This is a genomic window from Agromyces protaetiae (assembly GCF_030866785.1).
Classification (GTDB): domain Bacteria; phylum Actinomycetota; class Actinomycetes; order Actinomycetales; family Microbacteriaceae; genus Agromyces; species Agromyces silvae.
The window spans coordinates 1,183,419-1,205,400 of record NZ_CP133018.1; the positions used below are offsets into that span (position 1 = coordinate 1,183,419).

A 21,982-nucleotide genomic window follows, 5' to 3' on the forward strand; every position below is an offset into this window, starting at 1 on the left:
GCGGCACGAGGCATCCGGTGGTTGCCGGTGAGGTGACCTACGCGACCGGCGGGTGCGTCATCGAGAGCAGGTCGAGGGCGGCGTCGAGCTGCGCCTCGGTGAGCTCGCCGCGCTCGAGGTACCCGAGGTCGACGACGGCCTCGCGCACCGTGATGCCCTTGGCGACCGAGTGCTTCGCGATCTTCGCGGCGGCCTCGTAGCCGATGAGCTTGTTCAGCGGCGTCACGATCGACGGCGACATGCCCGCGAGGGCCGCGATGCGGTCGTGGTTCGGCTCGAGGCCGTCGACGGTCTTGTCGGCGAGGATGCGCACGGCGTTCGTGAGCAGCCGGATCGACTCGAGCAGCGCCGTGCCCATGACCGGGATCTGCACGTTCAGCTCGAACGTGCCCGACGCGCCCGACCACGCGATGGTCGCGTCATTGCCGATGACGCGCGCGGCGACCATGAGCACGGCCTCGGGCACGACCGGGTTGACCTTGCCCGGCATGATCGACGAGCCCGGCTGCAGGTCGGGGATGTGCAATTCGGCGAGGCCCGTGTTCGGGCCCGAACCCATCCAGCGGATGTCGTTGCAGATCTTCGTGAGGCTCACGGCGATCGTGCGGAGCGCGCCCGAGGCATCGACGAGGCCGTCGCGGTTCGCCTGCGCCTCGAAGTGGTCGGCGGCCTCGGTGATCGGCAGCTCGGTGTCGCGCTGCAGCAGCTCGATGACCAGCTGCGGGAAGCCCGCAGGCGTGTTGATGCCCGTGCCGACCGCGGTGCCGCCGAGCGGCACCTCGGCCACGCGGGGGAGCGCGGTACGGACGCGCTCGATGCCGAGCCGCACCTGGCGGGCATAGCCGCCGAACTCCTGGCCGAGGGTGACGGGCGTGGCATCCATGAGGTGCGTGCGGCCGGGCTTCACCAGCTCGGCCCACGCGGCGGACTTCGCCTCGAGTGCGACCGCGAGGTGGTCGAGCGCGGGGATGAGGTCGTCGATGAGCGCGGCGGTCACCGCGATGTGCACCGACGTGGGGAACACGTCGTTCGAGGACTGCGACGCGTTGACGTGGTCGTTCGGGTGCACCTTGGCGCCGAGCTTCTCGGTCGCGAGCGCGGCGAGCACCTCATTCATGTTCATGTTGGAGCTCGTGCCGCTGCCGGTCTGGTAGACGTCGAGCGGGAACTGGTCGGTGAAGCCGTGCTGCCCCGCGATGACCTCGTCGGCCGCCGCGACGATCGCCTGCGCGATGTCGACGTCGAGTACGCCGAGCTGCGCATTCGCCTGCGCGGCGGCGCGCTTGATGCGCGCCAGCGCGGCGATCTGCGCGGGCTCGAGGCCGTCGCCCGAGATCGGGAAGTTCTCGACGGCGCGCTGCGTCTGCGCACCGTAGAGCGCCGACACGGGAACCCGCACCTCGCCCATCGTGTCGTGCTCGATCCGGTAGTCGGCGGCGGTGTCCACCACGGTGTGATTCCCTTCGGTCGGGGCGGCGGCCCGCGCGGGGCCAGGAAGGCGGTGCGGTCGGCGGTTCAGATGCGGCCGACGACGACGTCGGTCTCGGCACGGCCCTCGACGAGCCGGTAGTTCGCACCCACGACGGCCAGCCTACCTTCGGCGATCGCGTCGGAGATCATCTCGGAGCCGTCGATGAGCTCCTGCACGGTCGTGCGCAGATGCTCGCGCCCGACGTACGCCGCGTCGACGTCGGTCGGGTTCACCGGGGCGTCGGCGGCGGCACCCGCGACCTTGCGCACGGCGGGCACGATGCGGTCGGTCAGCGACGCGATGTGCGGGGGCAGCGGCGAGGCATCCGCAGCCTGCGACTCGATCGCGGCGCGCACCGCGCCGCACTCGTCGTGCCCCAGAACGAGGATGAGCGGGACGCCGAGCACCCCGACCGCGTACTCGAGCGAGCCGAGCACCGAGTCGGTCACGACCTGGCCGGCATTACGCACGACGAACGCATCGCCGAGGCCGAGGTCGAAGATGATCTCGGCCGACAGGCGCGAGTCGGCGCAGCCGAAGATCGCGACGCGCGGCGTCTGCTGCAGCGCGACCGCCGAGCGGCGCTCGGCGTTCTGCCGCGGGTGCGACGGCTGGCCCGACACAAACCGCTCATTGCCCTGGCGGAGGTCCCGCCAGGCTTCTGCGGGGGTCACGCTCGGCTCCGACACGTCGGTCACGGTGCTCCTCTCATGGGCGGCCGCCCGGCCTCGCGAGGCCGGACGTCCGCCGGTCGTCTCATTGGTCTTGGATCGCGGGCGTGATCGCGTCGGCGAGCGCGCCGAACTCGGCCGGCGCGGCCGTGCCGAGCAGCACAAACGTCGTATCGCCCGCCTCGGTGACCATGCCGTACTTGGCATTGCCCACCGGGTCGGACGTCGACCGGTTGTCGTACACGGTCCAGTCGATGCCGTCGATCGTCGTCGTGCCGGTCGCGCCGGTGCGGGCGAGCAGCTCGGCGACCCATGTCGGGTTGGCGTCGATGGCCTGGTACATGCCGATGAACTCGTCGTCGGGCGTCAGATAGCCGACGTACCAGGCGGTCACCTGGTCGGCGTCGCTGCGCCGGATCTCGGCCGCGTTCGCACGCCAGCCCTCGGGCAGCTCGGGCACCGCGAGCGGGGCGCTCACGGCGGCCTGCGCCTGCGCCGCGGTCGCCGCGACGTCGATGTCGGGTTCCATGGCGGTGTCGCTGCGCGGCACCACGAGCACGATCACCAGCACGAGGGCGAGGCTCGCGACCAGTGCGTAGACGAGGTTCATCACGGTCTGCCGCTGCCGGTGCTTGAGGCTGTTCTCGGCTTTGCGTGCCGCGGTCTCTTCGGGCGTCTCGGGCCGGCCGAGCTCGGCGACGACCCGGGGCGCGCGCGATTCGCGGGCCATCAGGCGCCGCTCGCGTCGGATTCGGAGGCCCGGCCGCCGGCCCTGGCCTGGTCGAGACGCGCCTTCGCGCCGATCAGCCACTCTTCGCACCGTGCCGCGAGCGCCTCGCCACGCTCCCAGAGCGCGAGCGACTGCTCGAGCGTGGTCTGGCCCTGCTCGAGCTCGGCCACGACCTGCACGAGTTCGTCGCGCGCCTGCTCATAGCTCAGCTGGGCGACATCCGTGGGGGTTGGCATGGGTGCCAGTCTAATTGACGGGGCTATCCGCCCGAGGCCGCGCCTGAGCGGCCATCCGTCGCCGTCGCCGTCGGCCCGGGCACCGGGCCGCGCGACTCGGCGGCGACGCGGCCGTCGGCGAGCGTCACGGTGAGTGATGCTCCGGCGGGCGCGGCGGATGCCTCGTACAGCACGTGACCGTCGGCGCCCTGCACGATCGCATACCCCCGGTCGAGCGTGGCCTGCGGCGACAGCGCGCGCAGGTGCCCGCGCAGCTCGCCGATGCGGTGCTGCTGTCGCTCGAGCATCCGCTCGACCAGCTCGCTGCCGCGTGCGACGTAGCGCGTCACCTCTTCGGCGCGGCGGTCGACGATCCACGACGTCGTCGCGAGCGACGGCCGGGACCGCAGATGCTCGATGCGGTCGATCTCGCGCGTGAGGATCGCGGAGAGCCGCATGCCGAGCCGCGCGCGCGTGTGCTCGACGCGCGAGAGCTCCTCGGCGACGTCGGGCACGACGCGCTTGGCGGCGTCGGTCGGCGTCGACGCACGCAGATCGGCGACCTCGTCGAGCAGCGGCCGATCGGCCTCGTGCCCGATCGCGCTCACGATGGGCGTCGACGCCGCCGCGGCCGCGCGCACCAGGCGCTCGTCGCTGAAGCCCAGCAGGTTCTGGAAGTCGCCGCCGCCGCGCGCGACGATGATGACCTCGACCTCGGGGTCGGCGTCGAGCCGCTCGATGGCCCGCACGACCTCGGGCACGGTGCGGTCGCCCTGCACCGCGGCGTAGACCGTGCGGAACTCGACCGCGGGCCAGCGCAGGCGGGCGTTGCGCAGCACATCCTGCTCGGCGTCGGAGTCGCGGCCCGTGACGAGCCCGACGACGCCCGGCAGGAACGGCAGCGGCTTCTTGCGGTCCGCCGCGAACAGACCCTCGGCCGCGAGCTGCGCGCGCAACCGTTCGAGCCGCTCGAGCAGATCGCCGAGCCCGACGTGCCGCAGGTCGTAGACCTGCATGGTGAGCGAGCCGCCCTTGACCCACCAGTTCGGCTTCACGAGCGCGACCACGCGGTCGCCCTGGGCGAACTTCTCGGTGAGCCGGGCCCGCACCGACGACCAGATCGTGAATGAGACCGTGGCGTCGACGTCGCAGTCCTTGAGCTTGCCGTAGACGTTGCCCGCGGAGATGCCCCACTGCGTGAGCTCGCCCTCGACCCAGACGGTGCCGAGCCGGTCGACATACTCCTTGAGCTTCCCGGAGAGCACGGAGACGGGCCACGGCGCCTCGCGCGTGGTGGGGCCTTGGGCCAATGGACGCTCCCAGCCGCCCGTCATCTGACGCCGCTTAGGATGGGGACCGTGACGAGCACGACGGAAGCCCCGCGGATCGGCCTCGGCATGCCGAGGATCCCGAGCGTGCGCGGCCGGCTCAAGGATATCCCGGTCGCCGGAGGCAAGCGTGTCCTGCTCGCCGCGCCGCGCGGCTACTGCGCCGGCGTCGACCGCGCGGTGATCGCGGTCGAGAAGGCGCTTGAGCACTACGGTGCGCCGGTGTACGTGCGCAAGCAGATCGTGCACAACATCCACGTCGTCACCGAGCTCGAGAAGCAGGGCGCGGTCTTCGTCGAAGAGGTCGACGAGGTGCCAGAGGGCGCCCACGTCGTGTTCAGCGCGCACGGCGTCTCGCCGGCCGTCGTGAACGCGGCCGCCGACCGCGGGCTGCACGCGATCGACGCAACCTGCCCGCTCGTCACCAAGGTGCACCGTGAGGCCGTGCGCTTCGCGCGCGACGACTACGAGATCCTGCTCATCGGTCACGAGGGGCATGAAGAGGTCGAGGGCACGGCGGGCGAGGCGCCCGACCACGTGACGCTCGTGAACAGCCCCGACGACGTGCCGAACATCGAGGTGCGCGACCCCGATAAGGTCGTCTGGCTGTCGCAGACCACGCTCTCGGTCGACGAGACCATGGAGACCGTGCGGCGTCTCCGCGAGCGGTTCCCGAATCTGCAGGACCCGCCCTCCGACGACATCTGCTACGCGACGCAGAACCGCCAGGTCGCGATCAAGAAGGTCGCGCAAGACGCCGACCTCGTGATCGTCGTCGGCTCGGCGAACTCCTCGAACAGCGTGCGCCTCGTCGAGGTCGCGCTCGAGTACGGCGCGAAAGCCGCCTACCGCGTCGACTTCTCGACCGAGATCAAGCAGGAATGGCTCGACGGCGTCCAGACGATCGGCGTCACCAGCGGTGCATCCGTGCCCGAGGGGCTGGTGACCGAGGTGCTCATGGACCTGGCCGACGCCGGGTACGGCGACGTCGCCGAGGTCAAGACCGCCGAGGAGGACCTCATGTTCTCGCTCCCGAAGGAGCTGCGCAAAGACCTCGCCGGCAACCGCGACGCGCGCGCCCTCGGCGGTCGCTCGCGCGGCTGAGCTGTTCCCCGGGGAAGACATTCGTCCGGGCCAGCCCGGTGAGGACGATATTCGTCCGGGCCAGCCCGGTGAGGACGATATTCGTCCGGGCCAGCCCGGTGAGGACGACATTCGTCCGGCGAGAGCGCTCTCCGTGCACGAAAGGCGTCCTCGCGGAGAGCCGTGCACGAAAGGCGTCCTCACGGACGCTCGTTCACGGCTACGGGGCGGTCGTCGGCGTCGGGACCTGCGACTGGATGAACCCGAGGTAGGTCGGGTCGCTGAAGACCACGACCGCCATGAAGACGACGGTGATCACGACCGAGACCGCGCCGCCGGTGAGCGGGATCCAGAACGCGATGCGCCGCCGGCGCATGCGGAGGATCGTGAGTCCGAGCACGGTCGCGTACAACGAGAGCTGCAGGACGATGCCCGCCACGGAGAGCGTCGGCAGCCACTCGGGCGGCGTGAAGTCGCCGATGCCGAGCATGTTGTAGGTGGTCTGGATCTGCTGGCCGAGCTGCTGCATCGAGCGCGCCGAGTCCCAGGCGCCGAAGGCGCCGAGCACGAGCAGGGCGATCGTGATGATGCGGTCCCACGCGGGCGCGGGCTTGCGCTCCGCCGCGCCGGCCGGGGTGTCCTGAGCGACCGGCGCGGGCTGTGCCGGAGTTGTCGCGGCCGCGGGCGCAGGAGCGGGCGTGGCATCCGCCGACGTCGTCTCGTCAGCCGGAGGCTGCCAGCTCCAACCCTCGGGTGCGTACTCGCCGTATCTCGGACGAGGCCGCTCGTCGCGTGGCGGCACCGGCGCGGCCGCGGAGCGGCCCCCGGTCTCGTCGGCGGTGCGAGCGGCCTCGTCGTGAGTCATCCGTCGCCTTACGCGCTGATCGACTGGCCGGCCGAGCCGAGCTGACGCGTGGACTCCTGGACGCGCACGGCCATCGCCGACTCCGCCACCTTGCCCCAGGCGCGCGGGTCGTACTTCTTCTTGTTCCCGACGGATCCGTCGACCTTCAGCACGCCCTCGTAGTTCTCGAACATGTACCCGGCGATCGAGCGCGTGAACGCGTACTGCGTGTCGGTGTCGATGTTCATCTTGATGACGCCGTTGGCGACCGCCTCGGCGATCTCCGCGTCGGTCGACCCCGAGCCGCCGTGGAAGACGAGGTCGAGGGGCTTCTCGCCGGTGCCGAACCTCTCGGCGATGCCGGCCTGGATCTCGCCGAGCAGCGCCGGCCGGAGCTTGACGTTGCCGGGCGCGTACACACCGTGCACGTTGCCGAACGTGAGTGCCGCGATCCAGCGGCCCTGCTCGCCGAGGCCGAGCGCCTCGACGGCCTTCGTGACATCGGCGGTGGTCGTGTAGAGCGCGTCGTTGGAGCCCTCGTGCGCGACGCCGTCCTCCTCGCCGCCGACGACGCCGATCTCGACCTCGAGGATCGCGTTGATCGCCTTGGTGCGCGCGATCATGTCTTCGGCGATCTTGATGTTCTCGTCGAGCGGCACGGCGGAGCCGTCCCACATGTGCGACTGGAAGATCGGGTTGCGGCCCGCCTTGACCTCTTCTTCGGAGGCGGCGATGAGCGGCAGCACGAAGTCGTCGAGCGCGTTCTTCGGGCAGTGGTCGGTGTGCAGGGCCACCGTGATGTCGTAGCTCTTCGCGACCTCGGTCGCGAACTTCGCGAACGCGAGCGCGCCGGTGGCGCGGGCCTTCACCGACTGGCCCGCGAAGTAGTCGGCGCCGCCGGTCGTGACCTGGATGATGCCATCGGAGCCGGCCTCGGCGAGGCCCTGCAGCACCGCGTTCAGGGTCTGCGAGCTCGAGACGTTGAAGGCGGGGAAGGCGAAGCCCTTGGCCTTGGCGGTGTCGAGCATCTCGGCGTACTGCTCTGGGGTGGCGATGGGCATGGACGCTCCTTCGGCGATGAGGGTGGGTTCGCGGTCGAGTCTAGCCAGTCGCGCATGCATGCTCCCTGCGTGCTCGGGAACGGCTGTATCGGCCTGGTTGACAAATGGTCAGACCAAGCTTATGGTCGTTCATCGAGAGATGGTCTGACCATCCACCCAACACCGTTCCACCTCGACCCGCGGGCCGAGCTACGAGGAAGTAGTGAGATGAATCTCTACTCGCTGATGCAGCAGCGAACCGAGGCGCAGGGTCCCATCCGGGTCGGCGTCATCGGCGCCGGAAAGTTCTCGTCGATGTTCCTCACGCAGGCATCGACCACCCCCGGCATCCACGTCGTCGGTGTCGCCGACATCAACGTGCCGAAGGCCAAGGCCGCGCTCGAGCGCACCGGCTGGGCCGCCGAGCGGTACGCCGCGGTCTCGCTCGAGGACGCCGTGAAGACCGGCGGCACGCACGTGCTCGAGAACTCCGACGAGCTGATCTCGTTCGGGCCGATCGAGGTCATCCTCGAGATCACCGGCAACCCGATCATCGGCACGTACCACGCGCTCAAGGCCATCGACAACGGCAAGCACGTGATCATGGTCAACGTCGAGGCGGACTGCATGGTCGGCCCGATCCTGCAGCGTCGCGCGCAGGCCGCCGGCGTCGTCTACGCGATGGCCTACGGCGACCAGCCCGCACTGATCTGCGAGATGGTCGACTGGGCCCGCACCGTGGGCTTCGACGTCGTCGCGGCCGGCAAGGGCACCAAGTACCTTCCCGAGTACAACTACTCCACGCCCGACACGGTGTGGAACTACTACGGCTTCACCGACGAGCAACTGGCCTCGGGCGACTACAACCCGAAGATGTTCAACTCGTTCCTCGACGGCACGAAGTCGGCCATCGAGATGGCCGCCGTCGCGAACGGCACCGGGCTCATCCCGCAGGACGAGGGCCTGAACTTCACGCCCGCCGGCGTCGACGAGCTCTCCACCCTGATCATCCCGAAGGAGCACGGCGGCACGCTCAGCCGCACGGGCACGGTCGAGATCGTCTCGAGCCTGAACCGCGACGGGTCCGACGTGTACCGTGACCTCCGCTGGGGCGTCTACGTCACGTTCGAGGCCCGCACCGACTACGCGGTGCAGTGCTTCGCCGAGTACGGCGTGCAGACCGACCCGTCGGGTCGCTTCGGCGAGCTGTACCGCCCGTACCACATGATCGGCCTCGAGCTCGGTGTCTCGATCGCGGCCGCGGTGCTCCGCGGCGAGGCGACCGGCTCGCCCACCGGCTTCCGCGGCGACGTGGTCACCACGGCCAAGAAAGACCTGCGCGCGGGCGACACGCTCGACGGCGAGGGCGGCTACACGGTGTTCGGCAAGCTCGCCCCCGCGGCGGTCTCGCTCGAGCGCAACGCGCTCCCGCTGGGCCTCGCGCACGGCGCCAAGCTCATCCGCGACGTCCCCAAGGACCGCACGGTCTCGTGGGACGACATCGACGCCGACGAATCGCTGCTGGCCGTCCAGGTCCGCCGCGAACTCGAAGCGGAGTTCCGCGCCGAGCACGAGGCCGAGCAGGCCGCAGCGGCCTGACCGACTGACCATCTCGACCCATGACCGTTAACATGAGGGTGATCGGTGAACCCGCCGCGTCGCACGAGCTTTCACGGGAGTGGGTCGAGCATGTCAGCTGCCAGCGGGTGGGAACCGGTCCAGCGCGTCAGAACGTACGAACAGGTGATGGCGCAGATCGAGGAGCGGATTCTCGACGGACGGCTGAAGGCCGGCGATCACCTGCCGAGCGAGCGCGAGCTCGCCACGCTGCTGGGGGTCTCACGCCCCTCGCTCCGGGAATCCTTGCGGGTGCTCGAAGCATTGGGCGTCGTGGACATCCGGCGGGGCGGCGGCCCCGACGGCGGTGCGGTGCTGCACAGCACCCCCGGCGACGGGATGGTCAACCTCCTCAAACTGCAGATCGCGCTCGCACACTTCAGCTGGGTCGACGTCCTCGAGACACGTATGTCGCTCGAGGCCTGGAGCGTGGAGGAGGCGGCCTATCGGGCGAATGACGACGACCACCGCGAACTCGCCGCGATCCTCGACCACATGGAGGATCCGACGATCGACTCGGCGGAGTTCAACCGCCTCGACGCCACGTTCCACGTCAGGATCGCGGAATCGACCGGCAACGCGCTGACCGCTCACTTCATGGGCTCGCTGCGAACGGCCATCCATCGCCAGATGGTCGAGATGTACGCGCAGCTCGAGGACTGGCGGGAGACCGCCAAGATCGTCCGGGCCGAACACCGCGAGATCCTCGAGGCGATCGTCGAACGCGACGGGCGCAGAGCCTCAGAACTGGTACGGCACCACATCGCCGACTTCTACAAAATCAGCCCCCGCGGGGGGAGCACGATCCCGAGCTGACTCGGGCCGTATACCTCCCGCGAGCCGAGGCCGCCACGGCCTTCACATCAAGGGAGATATGAACCGATCATGACGACCATGACCACCACCCCGAGCCCGAGCGCACGCGCCAAAGACGGTTCGCCGGACAAGCTCAAGACCGCGATCGGAAGTGCCGTCGGCACGACGATCGAGAACTACGACTTCCTCGCCTACGGCACCGCCGCCGCGCTCTACTTCAACGAGGTGTTCTTCCACTCGGAGGACCCCGTCGTCGGCCTGCTGCTCGGCTTCGGAACCTTCGGCATCGGCTTCGCCATGCGCCCGCTCGGCGGCGTCATCGGCGGTTACCTCGGCGACAAGATCGGCCGCAAGCCCGTGCTCGTCGGCGCGCTGCTGCTCATGGGCATCTCGACCGTGCTGATCGGCGTGCTGCCGACCTACGCGCAGGTCGGCATCCTCGCCCCGATCCTGCTCACGCTCATCCGCATCATCCAGGGCATCGCGTTCGGTGCCGAGTGGGGCGGCGCGATCCTGATGACCTTCGAGCACGCGCCATGGAAGAAGCGCGGCAAGTACACCGCGATCCCGCAGGCGGGCGTGCCGCTCGGCCTGCTGCTCGCGAACCTCGTGTTCCTCTGGTCGACGACGTTCGACAACGAGCTCGCCTGGCGTCTGCCGTTCCTCTTCTCGGCCGTGCTCATCATCGCTGGCCTGATCATCCGATCGAAGGTCTCCGAGAGCCCCGAGTTCGAAGACACGAAGACCGCCGGCCTCGTCGTGAAGAACCCCGTCAAGGAGGTCTTCAAGAACGACTGGCGCACCATCCTCCGCGTCATCGCGCTGCGTCTCGCCGAGTCGGGCGGGTTCTACGTCATCGTCACGTACATGCTCTCGTACCTCACGACCGGCGACGAGCCGATCACCGATCGGGCGACCGCGCTCTCGGGCCTCATCATCGCGGCCGCGCTCGGTCTGTTCACCACGATCCTGTTCGGCGCGCTCTCCGACCGCGTCGGCCGTAGGCCGGTGTACTTCATGGGCACGATCCTGCTGATCGCGTTCGCGTTCCCGATGTTCCTGCTCGTCAACACCGGCCTGCCATACCTGATCGTGTTCGTCTACATCATCGCGATGTCGATCATCCACGACATGCTGGCCGGCACCCAGGGCGCCTGGTTCTCGGAGCTCTTCAACACCAACACGCGCTCCTCGGGCGCGTCCATCGGCTACCAGTTCTCGGCCGCCATCTCGGGCTTCATCCCGATGATCGCGACCGCCGTGGCGATCCCGCTCGGCTGGGGCGGCGTCGCGTGGGTCTACCTCGCCTGCGGTGTGCTCGGCCTCGTCGGAACCCTCGTCACGCGTGAGACCTGGGGCAAGAAGGAGAAGGCCGCGGTCGACGCCGTGATCGCCAAGCAGGACGCCTGACGTGGCGCGGGGCGGCTGCCTGCCGTGTGCCGGCAGCCGCCCCGCGGCATCCGCTTCATCGCGCTCACGACCGCACCCGTTCCCGACCCGCGCACTGCGCCTCAGGAGGACCCCATGAAGACCGTCGTCCTCGACGATGACCCCACCGGCACCCAGTCCGCGACCGGCGTCCGCGTGCTCCTCGAGAGTGATGCCGGCCTCCTCGAGCGCGCGCTCCGCGCGGTCGACAGCGTCTACGTGCAGACCAACAGCCGCGCGATCGACGAGGCGGCTGCGGTCGACCTCGTGAGCCGCGTCCGCGCCGACGCCCTGGCCGCGGCCGAGCGCCTCGGTGAGCCCGTGCAGTTCGTCCTCCGCGGCGACTCGACCCTGCGCGGCCACGTGTTCGCCGAGACCGAGGTGTTCCTCGATGGCGACGCGGTCATGCTGTTCGTCCCCGCCTTTCCCGACGGCGGCCGGACGACCCGCGACGGCGTGCACTACGTGCGCATCGACGGCGTCGACGTCCGCGCCGACCAGAGCGAGTACGCGGCCGACCCCGTCTTCCCGTTCGATACGTCCGTGCTCGCCGACTATGTGACCCGAAAGTCGGGCCGGACCGGGGTGCCGGTGTCGCTCGACGCCGTCCAGGGCGTCGACGAGCTCGAAGCGGTGCTGCTCGACGCGCCGGCCGGTTCGGTGGTGGTGCCCGACGCGGTCACGAACGATGACATCCGGCAGATCGCCGAAGCCGTGCGGCGTGCCCGCGCGGCCGGTGCATCGATCGTCGTCCGTTCGGCATCCCCGCTCGCCGCCATGCTCGCGGGTGTGGAGAGCGACGGAGTGCTCCAGCGGCCGCTCGTCGACCGCGCCAGGCCGACCCTGCTCGTGTGCGGTTCGCACACCGAAGGCGCTACCCGCCAGCTCGAGGGCGTCACCGACCGGTGGGGTGCGCCGGTCGTGATCGACACGGCCGCCGCGCTCGACGACCCGAGCGCCGCCGGGTCCGACGCCGCGACGCGCGCGATCGAACGGGTGCAGCGCGACGGCCTCGCGGTCGTCACGTCGGAACGGATCCGGCTCGCCGAGCACGACACGCTGAACCACGGTGAGCGCGTCATGACCGCGCTCACCGACGTCGTGCGGGCGGTGCTGCCGTCGGTCGAGGTCGTCGTCTCGAAGGGCGGCATCACCTCGGCCGAGGTCGCGAGCACCGGCATCGGAGCTCGATCGGCCGTCGTGCTCGGTCAGGTGCTGCCCGGCGTCTCGGTCTGGGAGCTCGAGGCGCGCGACGGGCGGGTGCTGCTCTACGTTGTCGTGCCCGGCAACGTGGGCGGTCCCGAGACCCTGGTCGACGTGCTCGACGCACTCCAGCTCGGTGCGCCCGTGGCGGACGCGACGGCCACGGCCTGACCTGTCGATGCGGTCGGGCGACGGAGCGAGGCATCCGTCGCCCGGCTCCACGTTAAGAACCACCGAACTTTCACGCCCGACCGTCCCCGATCGTGGCCGTTCCACGCGCCGCGATCGATACGCTCGAACCAGGACGCCCCGGAAGGATCGATGTTGAGCACCGACGAAAGCCTGTACCTCCACCCCGACCGCAACATCGCGCTCGAGCTCGTGCGCGCGACCGAAGCGGCCGCGATCCGCTCGTATCCACTGATCGGCAAGGGCGACAAGCTCGGCGCCGACGGCGCCGCGGTCGACGCGATGCGCGCGTTCCTCGGCACCGTGAACTTCGACGGCGTGGTCGTGATCGGCGAGGGGGAGAAGGACGAGGCGCCCATGCTGTTCAACGGCGAGCGCGTCGGCAACGGCAAGGGACCGAGCTGCGACATCGCCGTCGACCCGATCGACGGCACGTCGCTGACGGCCGCCGGCCGGCAGAACGCGCTGTCGGTCATCGCGGTCGCCGATCGGGGCACCATGCTCGATGCGTCGAGCGTCTTCTACATGGACAAGATCGTGACGGATGCCTCGGGCCGAGGCGTCGTCGACATCAGGAAGCCGATCGGTGAGAACCTGCGCGCGCTGGCGGCGGCGAAGGGCAAGGACGTCGGCGAGCTCCGGGTCGCGGTGCTGAACCGGCCCCGCCACGAGCAGCTGATCGCCGACATCCGCGAGGCGGGTGCCGGAACCCGGCTCATCAGCGACGGCGACGTCGCCGGTGGCATCAATGCCGCCCGCTACGAGTCCCGTATCGACATGTGCGTGGGCATCGGCGGCAGCCCCGAGGGCATCACCACGGCGTGCGCCATCAAGGCGCTCGGCGGCTTCATGCAGGGCCGGCTGGCGCCGAAGGACGACGCGGAGCGCGCTCGCGGCGAGGCTGCGGGGCTCGACTGCGACCGGGTGTACGAGCTCGACGACCTCGTGCGCAGCGACAACACCTTCTTCGTCGCCACCGGCGTGACCGACGGTGAGCTCGTCGACGGGGTGCGCAAGAAGGGCCCGATCATCCGCACCGAGAGCATCGTGCTGCGCGGTCGTTCCGGGACGATCCGCCGTGTGATCGCCGATCACCTCGCGGAGAAGTGGCTCGACGAAGCCGACCGCTGAGCTGCGGCGCGCTCGCGCGCTGCGGCGCGCTCGTGCGCTGCGTGTGGGCTCGTGCGCGCTTCGATCTGATCCCTGCTCAGGAAGAATGCGGCGACTCGCCGGGCCGGAGGCTCCCCGGGGCGGCGTGTCGGCTGCCTGTTCCTGAGCAGGGATGCTCGCGGCGATGCGGCCCGACCGGCCGGCCGGCCAACGTAGTTGTGCGCCGGCGGCGACGAGCCGCATGTCGGTGTGCAGGAAGCCGGTGTGCAGGAAGCCGGTGTGCAGAGGCCGGTGTGCAGAGGCCGGTGTGCAGAAATGAGTGGATGTCAGGGGTCTCCGCGAGAATGGTTCGGTGATCGACGCAGACCGGCTGCCCCGTGCGCTGAAACCGTTCGCCTCCGGGCAGTACCGGCTGCTCGTGGGCGCGCTCGCGGCGTCGCTGCTGTCCGCCGGAGCCTGGCTCGTCGCGGCCGTGTGGCAGGTCGTCGAGCTCGGTGGGTCGCCGATCGACCTGTCGTTCGTCGCGGTCGGTTCGAGCCTCGGGCTCGTGCTCGCGGTGCTCATCGGCGGCGTCGTTGCCGACCGAGTCCCGCAGCGACGCATCCTGATCGTGGTCGAGATCGTGCGCGGCATCGCGTTCGCGGTGGCGGCCGTGCTCGCGGGCACGGGAGTCATCGAGGTCTGGCACATCGCCGCCCTCTCGTTCGTGTTCGGGCTGGCTGACGGGTTCTTCTACCCGGCGTACTCGGCCTGGCTGCCCGCCATCCTGCCTGCCGAGCAGCTGCTTGCGGCGAACGGCGTCGAAGGGGTGCTCCGGCCCGCGGTCATGCAGGCCGCGGGGCCGGCCGTCGCGAGCGCGCTCATCGCGATCCAGGCGCCGTGGCTCGCCTTCGCCGTGGTGGCCGTGCTACAGGGCGTCGCCGTCGTCGTGCTCGCGCTCATGCGCACGACCGCCGTGCGCCGCGACCTCGAAGGGCTCGACACGCACCCGGTGCGCCAGGCGTTCATCGATCTCCGCGACGGGTTCTCCTATCTGCTCAAGACACGCTGGCTGTTCGCCACGCTGGTGTTCTCGATCGTCCTGGTGTTCCTCATCATGGGGCCGATCGAGGTGCTGCTGCCGTTCGCGGTGAAAGATCAGACCGGGGGTGGGGCGGGCGCGTTCGCGTTGGCGTTGGCCGCCTTCGGCCTCGGGGGAGCGGTCGGCTCGCTCGCGGTCGCCTCCCGGCCGCTGCCGCGCCGCTATCTGACGCTCATGATCCTCGCGTGGGGCGTGGGCTGCGTGCCGCTCGCGATCATCGGGTTCACTTCGTGGCTGTGGGTCATGGTGATCGCGCTGTTCATCGTCGGGGTGCTGTTCGACGGCGCCCAGGTCGTGTGGGGCACACTGCTGCAGCGGCGAGTGCCGCCGTCGATGCTCGGGCGCGTGTCGAGCCTCGACTTCTTCGTCTCGCTTGCCCTGATGCCGATCTCGATGGCGGTGGCGGGCCCGGTCGGTGAGGCGATCGGGCTCGCGCCGGCGTTCCTCATCGCCGGACTCGTGCCGCCCGTACTCGCGATCGTGACGCTGGCTGTGGCCAAGCTCGGCGCCGACGAGCTCGCGCACCCGCTCGACAGCGCGCCGCCCGACCCGACGATCGTCACGGGCGCCGAGGCCGCGGCCGGATTCCAGGCGCCCGCCGACGAGCCGCACCCGCCCGTCGAAGATCGCTGACCTGCCCGGGCGCGATCGCACTCCGTCCCGCGGGGCGCGATCGCGGCTCCATCCCGCTGAGCGTGGCCGGGCCACGCGCGCGACGATCAGCGCCCACCGCATCTGCTGCGGAACCGTGCGCCGCCCGACACGGATTCCGGGCCGGGCGGCACACGTGGAGTGCGCAGCGCGTGATGGCGGCCGAGTGGAGATGGGGGGGAATCGAACCCCCGTCCGCTGCCGTGAGTCGGCGTCTTCTCCGGGTGCAGCCGGTGTGCGTGAGTTGCTCGGTCCTGGAGCGCGCCACCGGCAGCAATCTCCAACGAACCCAGTCTCAGCATTCGTCCTTCTGATGCGCTGAGACACCGCATCGAAGCAAGCTCTCTCACTGACGCCAGAACCGGATCGAGAGCGTCTCCGGACTGACGGTTCCTACCGGAGCCGGTGACTAGGCCGCGAGGCCGTAGTTCTGCTGCGAAGGAACAGAGCTGATCTTCTCGGCACCTATGTGGCGCCGGGTGCGTTCACGAGATGACCCGGCATCCTCGACCCGCTTCCCGCCGGTTCGCCGTCACCGTCGGAACCGATCATCCCCATGAAGTGGGCCACCATCACGCACTGTGCAATTTCCAATCGCTGCCTAAGCAGGTGAATATGAGCATGCGATCAGCGGGGGATCGCGTTGGAGGTCGGATTTCGTGTCGGAGGTCGAGAACGTTCGACCTCCGACACGAAATCCGACCTCCAACGCGCGCGGCCTGGGGCTGCGGCGCGAGACGGTTCAGGCCTTGATGACGCTGAGGACGTTGCCGGCCGGGTCGCGGAACCAGGCGATGTCGGGGCCCATGCCGGCCGCCTCCCCATGCATGATGCCGCGCTCGTCGGTGCCGTAGTCGTTCGGCGACTCGTAGATCTTGGTGATCACGCCCGCAGCATTGAGCTCGTCGACGGCCGCGTCGAGGTCGTCGACGACGAAGTTCAGGATCGTGAACGAGGCCGGCGTGTGCTCGTCCTTCGGGTAGACGAACACGTGCTGGCCGGATGGCAGCGTGAGCCGCAGCCCGCCCATCTCGTCGGCGACGTCGAGCCCGATCGCCTCGCCGTAGAACCGTCGTGCCGCCTCCACGTCGTCGACGCTGAATCCCTGGAACGCATCCCTCATCGTCACCATCTGATCCACCCCTCTCCAACCAACCGCGTGCGAAGTCGAAAACTGGGTTGACAGGCTTCTCTGCACGCCGCCAACCCACTTCCGGACTTCCAACGCGAGTCGCGGCGCCAGCCGCCGCCGCCGCTGCTGGACGCCAGCATCGCAGACCGTCGCGTTGTCGTCGAGGGTGCGAACGGCGTCGCGCGAATGAGGACATTCGCCCCTGACGCGCAGGACGTCGCAACCGAGAGGCTGGCGACGCCGGCGCATCGGCGGCGATCACCATTCACCCGACGAGAGGGCATCATGTCCACCGAAGCTCAGAGGTCCACGGCAGGCGAGCAGGCGACGACGGTTGTCGCCGGGCGCCGTCGCCCGACCCGCACGTGGGCCGCAGCGGGCATCGCCGCCGCCGTCCTGTCATTCGCGAGTGTCTTCCTGTCGATGATGCTCTCGCCCGAGTACATTCCCGGATCGGTCATCACGGCGGCGGACATCGATGCGGGGTTGCAAGCGAAGCTGCCGGTGTTGATCGCGTTCCACATCGTCACGGCCGCCTCGGCACTCCTGGTGGTCGTGTTCGCTGCCGGCCTGCATCGACGGCTCGCGACGCCCCTGCCGGATCGGTCGACGGTTCCCTTGATCGCGTTCGCGGGGCTCCTGCTCGTGGCCGTGTCGCAGCTCCTCGGCTCAGGGCTCGACACCGAGTTCCTGTTCGGCATCGGCGACACCGCGATCAACCTGCCGAGCGACATCGGCTTCTACTCGCACTGGATCGCCACTATTCCGTGGCTGTGGGCGGGCGCCGGGCTCGCTGCGCTCGCGATCGCCGTCGCACGCCGCGAAGGCGCGGTGCCCGCGTGGCTGGGAGTCACGAGTCTCGTGCTCGGCGCGCTCACCGTGCTGATCGCCCTGTCGCCGTTGCAGTACATGGCCGCCGGCCCCGGCATCCTCTGGCTGCTCGTCGTCTCGATCGGCTTCATGACCGAGCCGCGGCTCACCCGCGCCTGAGTCGCGCGAGACGCTCGAGCGAGATCGGCTCGAGCGAGATCGGCTCGCGCGAGGCCGGGCGGCCTAGATCGAGCGGATCTCGGGGTCGATGTCGGCGAGGAGGAACCCGTCGACCTCCGCCTCAGCCTCGACCTCCGCCTCGATTTCGACGTCGACCTCCGCCTCGACCTCCGCCGCGGCGTCGGGCCCCGCGGCAGCGGGCTCGACCGCCGCGGCGGCCGTGAACTCATATGCGGCGAGCTCGCGGGGGCTCTCTTCGATGCCCTCGAGGGTCGCGAGCACCTTCGTCTCGTCGAGCGCCTTGAGCTTGCGTGCGGTCGGCAGGACGCGGGTCTCGAGCGAGCCCACGAACGCGTTGTAGTCCTTCACGCTGCGTTCGATCGTGCGACCGAGCTTCTCGATCTGGCCTGCGGTCGTGGACAGACGAGAGTAGAGCTCGCGGCTGAGGTCGAAGAGCGTCTTCGCCTCTTTCGTGAGCACATCCTGCTGCCAGCTGAACGCGACGGTCTTGAGCACCGACCAGAGCGTGACGGGCGAGGCGAGGGCGACGCGCTTGGCGAAGGCGTACTCGAGCAGCGAGGGGTCGGCCTCGAGCGCGCTGGAGATCAGCGACTCGCTCGGGATGAACGCGATGACCATCTCGGGGGAGGCGCCGAGCCCTGCCCAGTAGGTCTTGCCGCCGAGTGCCGTGATGTGGTCGCGGACCGCCTTCACGTGGCTCTTCATGAGCCGTTCGCGCTCCGCACCCTCGGCGCCCGTCGCCATCACGGGGATCTGGCTGGCCTCGAGGTACGCGTTGAACGGTACCTTGGCGTCGACCGCGATGTGCTTGCCGCCCGGCAGGTGGATGACCATGTCGGGGCGGCCGGCGCCAGCGTCGGTCGTGATCGAGTGCTGGGTGTCGAAATCGACGCGTTCGAGCAGACCGGCTGCCTCGACGACGCTCCGGAGCTGGGTCTCGCCCCACACGCCGCGCGTGCTGTTCGAACGCAGCGCAGAGGCGAGCGACTCGGCGGTGGAGCGAAGACGCTCCTCGTTCTCGGCCGCGATCTTGAGCTGCTGGCTCAGCTCACCGTGCTGCTGGTGGCGCTGCGTCTCGAGCGCGGAGACCTTCGACTGCATGTCGGTGAGGGTCTGCTTGACCGGCGCGAGCGCCTGCAGCACTTTGCTCTCGGCGGCCTCTCGCTGCTCGCGCTCCCGAATCTCGTCGCGTTGACGCTCGACGATCTCGCGGTACTGGGCCCGGGCGGTCTCGATCTGCTCACGCAGACCGCCGGCCGTCGCCTCGATCGATGCGAGCTCGGCCCTGAGCTCGGCCTGCACGCGCCGCTCATCGGCCTGCAGTCGCGCCTGCTCGGCGGCATGGCTCGCGCGCAGGTCGGCCTGCTCGGCGGCGGCGGCGGCCTGCAGGGCGGCGATCTCGGCCAGGTGCCGTGCTTCGACGAGCGCGGGGTCTTCCGCGGGCTCGGCGGGCGCGGTCGCCTCGGTGGCGCGACGCGACAGCACGAACCAGGTGCCGAGCGCGCCGATCGCGAGCCCGAGCACGACGCCGATGACCAGCAGCAGGATCTCCATGCCCGAAAGTGTCGCAGGCCCCGCCGACATCGGCGGCGAGGTCGCTCGGCGAGCGGGATTCCCGGCCCGTGGGTCGCGTCGTCTCCGCCTTACTGCAGCGCCATCGGCCCGTGGGCCGCGGCCTGCTCGCGACGGGCGACCGGCCCCAGTGCACCGACCCGCACGGCTGTGACCTTCGCGAGCCCGGCGAGGTCCACGGCCCCGTGTCGCTTCGCAGCGTGGCTGACGATCGCCGCGCACGCCAGCGCGTCGTCGAGCGCGTTGTGGTGCGCGAAGTCCTCGAAGCCCGCGGCCATGGCCGCGACCGGCAACCGGTACGACTCGAGGTGATACGTCTTCCGCGCGACCTGCAGGCTGCACACGTACGAGTGGTTCGGCACCTCGAGCGCGAACACCTCGGTCGTCTTCGCGATGACGCCCATGTCGAACCCGGCGTTGTGTGCGACCAGCCAGTCCTCCTCCGCGAACTCACGGAACGCGGGCAATTGCTCGGCCCAGGTCGGCGCGTCGAGGATCATGCTGCGGGTGATGCCGTGGATGCGTACATTCCACTCGTTGAACTCATCGTGCGGGAACGGCGGCTGCAGCAGCCAGTAGGCCCGGTCGACCACGCGACCGTCGCGCACCTTCACGAGTCCGACCGAGCACGCGGAGGCGCCCGACGAATTGGCGGTCTCGAAATCGATCGCGGTGAAGTCCACTGGCACGCCGAGCATCGTCGCACGTGCCGCCGACGGTTGACGGATGCCTCGCCGCGGGCGTGGAATGGCGTCAGCGAATCATCCTCGACGCGAAGCATCCGTCTGCATCGCGAGGCGTGTGCCTCCTGTGCGAGGCATCCGTTCGAAAGGCAGGCGATCCGTGACCGACGCACCCGACGCGCCCGTCGTGCCCGACCCGTCCGACCCGCGGACCCAGCAGACGGCGCGCTCGTTCGGCGGCGCGGCATCCGTCTATCAGGCCTCGCGGCCGGGCTACCCGGTCGAGGCCGTCGCCTGGCTCGTCGGCGATGCCGTGACGGTGCTCGACCTCGGCGCCGGCACCGGAAAGCTCACCGAGGCGCTGGTCGCGCTCGACCGCGACGTCATCGCGGTCGACCCGGTCGAGGAGATGCTCGAGGAGCTCGAGGTCCGCGTGCCGGGAGTGCCGCGCATCCTGGGCGTCGCCGAGGAGATCCCGCTCGATGACGACTCGGTCGACGCCGTGGTGGCCGGCCAGGCGTGGCACTGGTTCCAATCCGAGCGTGCGCTCCCCGAGATCGCCCGAGTGCTCCGCCCGGGCGGCACCCTCGGCCTCGTCTGGAACAGCCGCGACAGCCGTGAAGGATGGGTGCGCGAAGCGGGCGAACTGATGCACGAGCGCTACGACGCGAGCACCACCTATGCGTCGACGGTGCGCGTCGGGCCGCCGTTCGGTCGCGTCGAGGAGCATCGGGTCGAGTGGGTGCAGCGGATGACGCGCGCGACCTTCCTCGATCTCGTGCGGTCGCGCTCGCACTATCTGACGGCATCGCCGGACGACCAGCGTGAGACCATCGCCGCCGTCGAGACGCTGCTGCTCACGCACCCCGACCTCGCGGGCGCCGCCGAGCTCGCCGTCCCGTATGTGACGCACTGCTTCCGCAGCCGGCTCGAGGGCTGATTCGCCCGATCGGGCGCGGACTGCCAGGTGCACCCCGGTACGATGGACGCCCGTGGCACTCACCATCGGAATCGTCGGTCTCCCGAACGTCGGCAAGTCGACCCTGTTCAACGCGCTCACCAAGAACCAGGTGCTCGCGGCCAACTACCCGTTCGCGACGATCGAGCCGAACATCGGCGTGGTGAACCTGCCCGACCCGCGGCTCGAGACGCTCGCCGGCATCTTCGGGTCCGAGCGCATCCTGCCGGCGGCGGTGTCGTTCGTCGACATCGCGGGCATCGTGCGCGGGGCGTCCGAAGGCGAGGGCCTCGGCAACAAGTTCCTCGCGAACATCCGCGAGGCCGACGCGATCGCGCAGGTCGTGCGAGGGTTCGAGGACTCCGACGTCGTGCACGTCGACGGCGCGGTCGACCCGAAGTCCGACATGGAGACCATCAACACCGAGCTCATCCTCGCCGACCTCGAGACGCTCGAGCGCGCCATCGCGCGGTACGAGAAGGAGGTCAAGGGCCGGAAGCTCGACCCGTCGGTGCTCGCGGCCGCCAAGGAGGCGCTCGAGGCGTTGCAGGCCGGCACACCGTTGTCCGCGGCATCCGTCGACCTCGAGCCGATCAAGGAGCTCGGTCTGCTCACCGCGAAGCCCTTCATCTACGTCTTCAACGTCGATGAGGCGGTGCTGACGGATGCCTCCCGCAAGGCGGAGCTCGCCGCGCTCGTCGCCCCTGCCGAGGCCGTGTTCCTCGACGCGAAGATCGAGTCGGAGCTCATCGACCTCGACGCCGCCGACGCGGCCGAGCTGCTGGCGTCGACCGGCCAGGAGGAGTCGGGTCTCGACCAGCTCGCGCGCGTCGGCTTCGACACCCTCGGCCTGCAGACCTACCTCACCGCGGGCCCGAAGGAGTCGCGCGCCTGGACCATCCCGAAGGGCGCCAAGGCGCCCCAGGCGGCCGGCGTGATCCACACCGACTTCGAGCGCGGGTTCATCAAGGCCGAGGTCATCTCGTTCGAGGACCTCGTGGCGACGGGATCCGTGGCCGAAGCGCGCGCCAAGGGCAAAGCCCGCATGGAGGGCAAGGACTACGTCATGCAGGACGGCGACGTGGTGGAGTTCCGCTTCAACGTGTGAGTCGGGAGCGGGCGAGCGCGAAGTCCAGCGGGTGGCGTGAT

Annotated in this window: 20 protein-coding genes and 1 other RNA gene; 10 read left to right on the forward strand and 11 right to left on the reverse strand. The window is 69.9% G+C overall.

Annotation, left to right across the window (positions count from 1 at the left end; translation table 11 throughout):
• Positions 1 to 37: 37 nt before the first annotated feature.
• The 5 genes from QU602_RS05535 to xseA all read right to left on the reverse strand — a co-directional run bounded on the left by QU602_RS05535 (position 38) and on the right by xseA (position 4,421).
• Positions 38 to 1,408 carry a class II fumarate hydratase gene (locus QU602_RS05535; RefSeq protein ID WP_373692915.1) on the reverse strand — a complete coding sequence of 457 codons (1,371 nt, stop codon included), beginning with the start codon at positions 1,406 to 1,408 and terminating at the stop codon, positions 38 to 40.
• Positions 1,409 to 1,515: 107 nt separating this feature from the next.
• On the reverse strand, positions 1,516 to 2,160 hold the full coding sequence (locus tag QU602_RS05540; protein ID WP_308800091.1) for a carbonic anhydrase: 645 nt from the start codon (positions 2,158 to 2,160) through the stop codon (positions 1,516 to 1,518).
• Between the two features lie 67 nt (positions 2,161 to 2,227).
• Positions 2,228 to 2,872, reverse strand: a complete 645-nt coding sequence (locus tag QU602_RS05545) for a DUF4245 family protein (RefSeq protein WP_308799233.1) — start codon at positions 2,870 to 2,872, stop codon at positions 2,228 to 2,230.
• Positions 2,872 to 3,108, reverse strand: a complete 237-nt coding sequence (locus QU602_RS05550; protein ID WP_308799234.1) for an exodeoxyribonuclease VII small subunit — start codon at positions 3,106 to 3,108, stop codon at positions 2,872 to 2,874. The genes QU602_RS05545 and QU602_RS05550 overlap by 1 nt, the downstream gene beginning before the upstream one ends.
• A 23-nt stretch (positions 3,109 to 3,131) precedes the next feature.
• Positions 3,132 to 4,421: an exodeoxyribonuclease VII large subunit gene (gene xseA / locus QU602_RS05555; RefSeq protein ID WP_373692890.1), complete on the reverse strand. Its 1,290-nt coding sequence runs from the start codon at positions 4,419 to 4,421 to the stop codon at positions 3,132 to 3,134.
• Between the two features lie 63 nt (positions 4,422 to 4,484).
• Between xseA and QU602_RS05560 the strand changes: the two genes are divergently transcribed.
• Complete coding sequence (locus QU602_RS05560; RefSeq protein WP_308800092.1) at positions 4,485 to 5,519, forward strand: 4-hydroxy-3-methylbut-2-enyl diphosphate reductase; 1,035 nt, start codon at positions 4,485 to 4,487, stop codon at positions 5,517 to 5,519.
• 199 nt (positions 5,520 to 5,718) lie between these two features.
• Here the strand turns inward: QU602_RS05560 and QU602_RS05565 are convergent, their stop codons facing one another.
• Both QU602_RS05565 and fbaA read right to left on the reverse strand, forming a co-directional pair.
• A complete protein-coding gene (locus QU602_RS05565) occupies positions 5,719 to 6,363 on the reverse strand; it encodes a DUF6264 family protein (RefSeq protein ID WP_308799236.1) in 645 nt (214 codons plus the stop codon).
• A gap of 8 nt (positions 6,364 to 6,371) precedes the next feature.
• Positions 6,372 to 7,403, reverse strand: a complete 1,032-nt coding sequence (fbaA, locus tag QU602_RS05570) for a class II fructose-bisphosphate aldolase (protein ID WP_308799237.1) — start codon at positions 7,401 to 7,403, stop codon at positions 6,372 to 6,374.
• A gap of 207 nt (positions 7,404 to 7,610) precedes the next feature.
• On the opposite strand from fbaA, the gene QU602_RS05575 reads away from it, so the two are divergent.
• The 6 genes from QU602_RS05575 (at position 7,611) to QU602_RS05600 (ending at position 15,459) form a co-directional block, all read left to right on the forward strand.
• Positions 7,611 to 8,981, forward strand: coding sequence for an NAD(P)H-dependent oxidoreductase (locus QU602_RS05575; RefSeq protein WP_308799238.1), 1,371 nt, complete (start codon positions 7,611 to 7,613; stop codon positions 8,979 to 8,981).
• Between the two features lie 147 nt (positions 8,982 to 9,128).
• Positions 9,129 to 9,815 (forward strand): FadR/GntR family transcriptional regulator, encoded by a 687-nt coding sequence (locus QU602_RS05580; RefSeq protein WP_373692891.1) that lies wholly within the window; start codon positions 9,129 to 9,131, stop codon positions 9,813 to 9,815.
• A 69-nt stretch (positions 9,816 to 9,884) separates the two neighbouring features.
• Entirely contained in the window at positions 9,885 to 11,225 is a 1,341-nt protein-coding gene (locus QU602_RS05585; protein ID WP_308799241.1) for an MFS transporter, read from the forward strand.
• A 114-nt stretch (positions 11,226 to 11,339) separates the two neighbouring features.
• Positions 11,340 to 12,617, forward strand: a complete 1,278-nt coding sequence (locus QU602_RS05590; protein WP_308799242.1) for a four-carbon acid sugar kinase family protein — start codon at positions 11,340 to 11,342, stop codon at positions 12,615 to 12,617.
• Between the two features lie 150 nt (positions 12,618 to 12,767).
• Positions 12,768 to 13,766: a class II fructose-bisphosphatase gene (gene glpX, locus QU602_RS05595; protein WP_308799243.1), complete on the forward strand. Its 999-nt coding sequence runs from the start codon at positions 12,768 to 12,770 to the stop codon at positions 13,764 to 13,766.
• 331 nt (positions 13,767 to 14,097) lie between these two features.
• Complete coding sequence (locus QU602_RS05600; protein ID WP_308799244.1) at positions 14,098 to 15,459, forward strand: MFS transporter; 1,362 nt, start codon at positions 14,098 to 14,100, stop codon at positions 15,457 to 15,459.
• A gap of 182 nt (positions 15,460 to 15,641) precedes the next feature.
• Here the strand turns inward: QU602_RS05600 and ssrA are convergent.
• Positions 15,642 to 16,033, reverse strand: a transfer-messenger RNA (tmRNA) gene (gene ssrA / locus QU602_RS05605).
• A gap of 186 nt (positions 16,034 to 16,219) precedes the next feature.
• Positions 16,220 to 16,609 carry a VOC family protein gene (locus QU602_RS05610; RefSeq protein ID WP_308799245.1) on the reverse strand — a complete coding sequence of 130 codons (390 nt, stop codon included), beginning with the start codon at positions 16,607 to 16,609 and terminating at the stop codon, positions 16,220 to 16,222.
• Positions 16,610 to 16,894: 285 nt separating this feature from the next.
• On the opposite strand from QU602_RS05610, the gene QU602_RS05615 reads away from it, so the two are divergent.
• Positions 16,895 to 17,599, forward strand: coding sequence for a hypothetical protein (locus tag QU602_RS05615; RefSeq protein ID WP_308799246.1), 705 nt, complete (start codon positions 16,895 to 16,897; stop codon positions 17,597 to 17,599).
• A gap of 63 nt (positions 17,600 to 17,662) precedes the next feature.
• Here the strand turns inward: QU602_RS05615 and rmuC are convergent, their stop codons facing one another.
• Both rmuC and QU602_RS05625 read right to left on the reverse strand, forming a co-directional pair.
• Positions 17,663 to 19,174, reverse strand: a complete 1,512-nt coding sequence (gene rmuC, locus QU602_RS05620) for a DNA recombination protein RmuC (RefSeq protein WP_308799247.1) — start codon at positions 19,172 to 19,174, stop codon at positions 17,663 to 17,665.
• A gap of 89 nt (positions 19,175 to 19,263) precedes the next feature.
• Positions 19,264 to 19,881, reverse strand: a complete 618-nt coding sequence (locus tag QU602_RS05625; protein WP_308799248.1) for a 3'-5' exonuclease — start codon at positions 19,879 to 19,881, stop codon at positions 19,264 to 19,266.
• A gap of 154 nt (positions 19,882 to 20,035) precedes the next feature.
• On the opposite strand from QU602_RS05625, the gene QU602_RS05630 reads away from it, so the two are divergent.
• Both QU602_RS05630 and ychF read left to right on the forward strand, forming a co-directional pair.
• Positions 20,036 to 20,815 (forward strand): class I SAM-dependent methyltransferase, encoded by a 780-nt coding sequence (locus QU602_RS05630; RefSeq protein ID WP_308799249.1) that lies wholly within the window; start codon positions 20,036 to 20,038, stop codon positions 20,813 to 20,815.
• A 52-nt stretch (positions 20,816 to 20,867) separates the two neighbouring features.
• A complete protein-coding gene (gene ychF, locus QU602_RS05635; protein WP_308799250.1) occupies positions 20,868 to 21,941 on the forward strand; it encodes a redox-regulated ATPase YchF in 1,074 nt (357 codons plus the stop codon).
• Positions 21,942 to 21,982 lie beyond the last annotated feature (41 nt).

Bases quoted from the DNA above. Each gene is read 5' to 3' on its own strand.
- QU602_RS05535 (WP_373692915.1), bottom strand. From the start codon at position 1,408: ATGGGCGAGGTGCGGGTTCCCGTGTCGGCGCTCTACGGTGCGCAGACG.
- QU602_RS05545 (WP_308799233.1), bottom strand. From the start codon at position 2,872: ATGGCCCGCGAATCGCGCGCGCCCCGGGTCGTCGCCGAGCTCGGCCGG.
- QU602_RS05550 (WP_308799234.1), bottom strand. From the start codon at position 3,108: ATGCCAACCCCCACGGATGTCGCCCAGCTGAGCTATGAGCAGGCGCGC.
- xseA (WP_373692890.1), bottom strand. From the start codon at position 4,421: ATGACGGGCGGCTGGGAGCGTCCATTGGCCCAAGGCCCCACCACGCGC.
- QU602_RS05560 (WP_308800092.1), top strand. From the start codon at position 4,485: ATGCCGAGGATCCCGAGCGTGCGCGGCCGGCTCAAGGATATCCCGGTC.
- QU602_RS05565 (WP_308799236.1), bottom strand. From the start codon at position 6,363: ATGACTCACGACGAGGCCGCTCGCACCGCCGACGAGACCGGGGGCCGC.
- fbaA (WP_308799237.1), bottom strand. From the start codon at position 7,403: ATGCCCATCGCCACCCCAGAGCAGTACGCCGAGATGCTCGACACCGCC.
- QU602_RS05575 (WP_308799238.1), top strand. From the start codon at position 7,611: ATGAATCTCTACTCGCTGATGCAGCAGCGAACCGAGGCGCAGGGTCCC.
- QU602_RS05580 (WP_373692891.1), top strand. From the start codon at position 9,129: ATGGCGCAGATCGAGGAGCGGATTCTCGACGGACGGCTGAAGGCCGGC.
- QU602_RS05585 (WP_308799241.1), top strand. From the start codon at position 9,885: ATGACGACCATGACCACCACCCCGAGCCCGAGCGCACGCGCCAAAGAC.
- QU602_RS05590 (WP_308799242.1), top strand. From the start codon at position 11,340: ATGAAGACCGTCGTCCTCGACGATGACCCCACCGGCACCCAGTCCGCG.
- glpX (WP_308799243.1), top strand. From the start codon at position 12,768: ATGTTGAGCACCGACGAAAGCCTGTACCTCCACCCCGACCGCAACATC.
- QU602_RS05610 (WP_308799245.1), bottom strand. From the start codon at position 16,609: ATGGTGACGATGAGGGATGCGTTCCAGGGATTCAGCGTCGACGACGTG.
- QU602_RS05615 (WP_308799246.1), top strand. From the start codon at position 16,895: ATGTCCACCGAAGCTCAGAGGTCCACGGCAGGCGAGCAGGCGACGACG.
- rmuC (WP_308799247.1), bottom strand. From the start codon at position 19,174: ATGGAGATCCTGCTGCTGGTCATCGGCGTCGTGCTCGGGCTCGCGATC.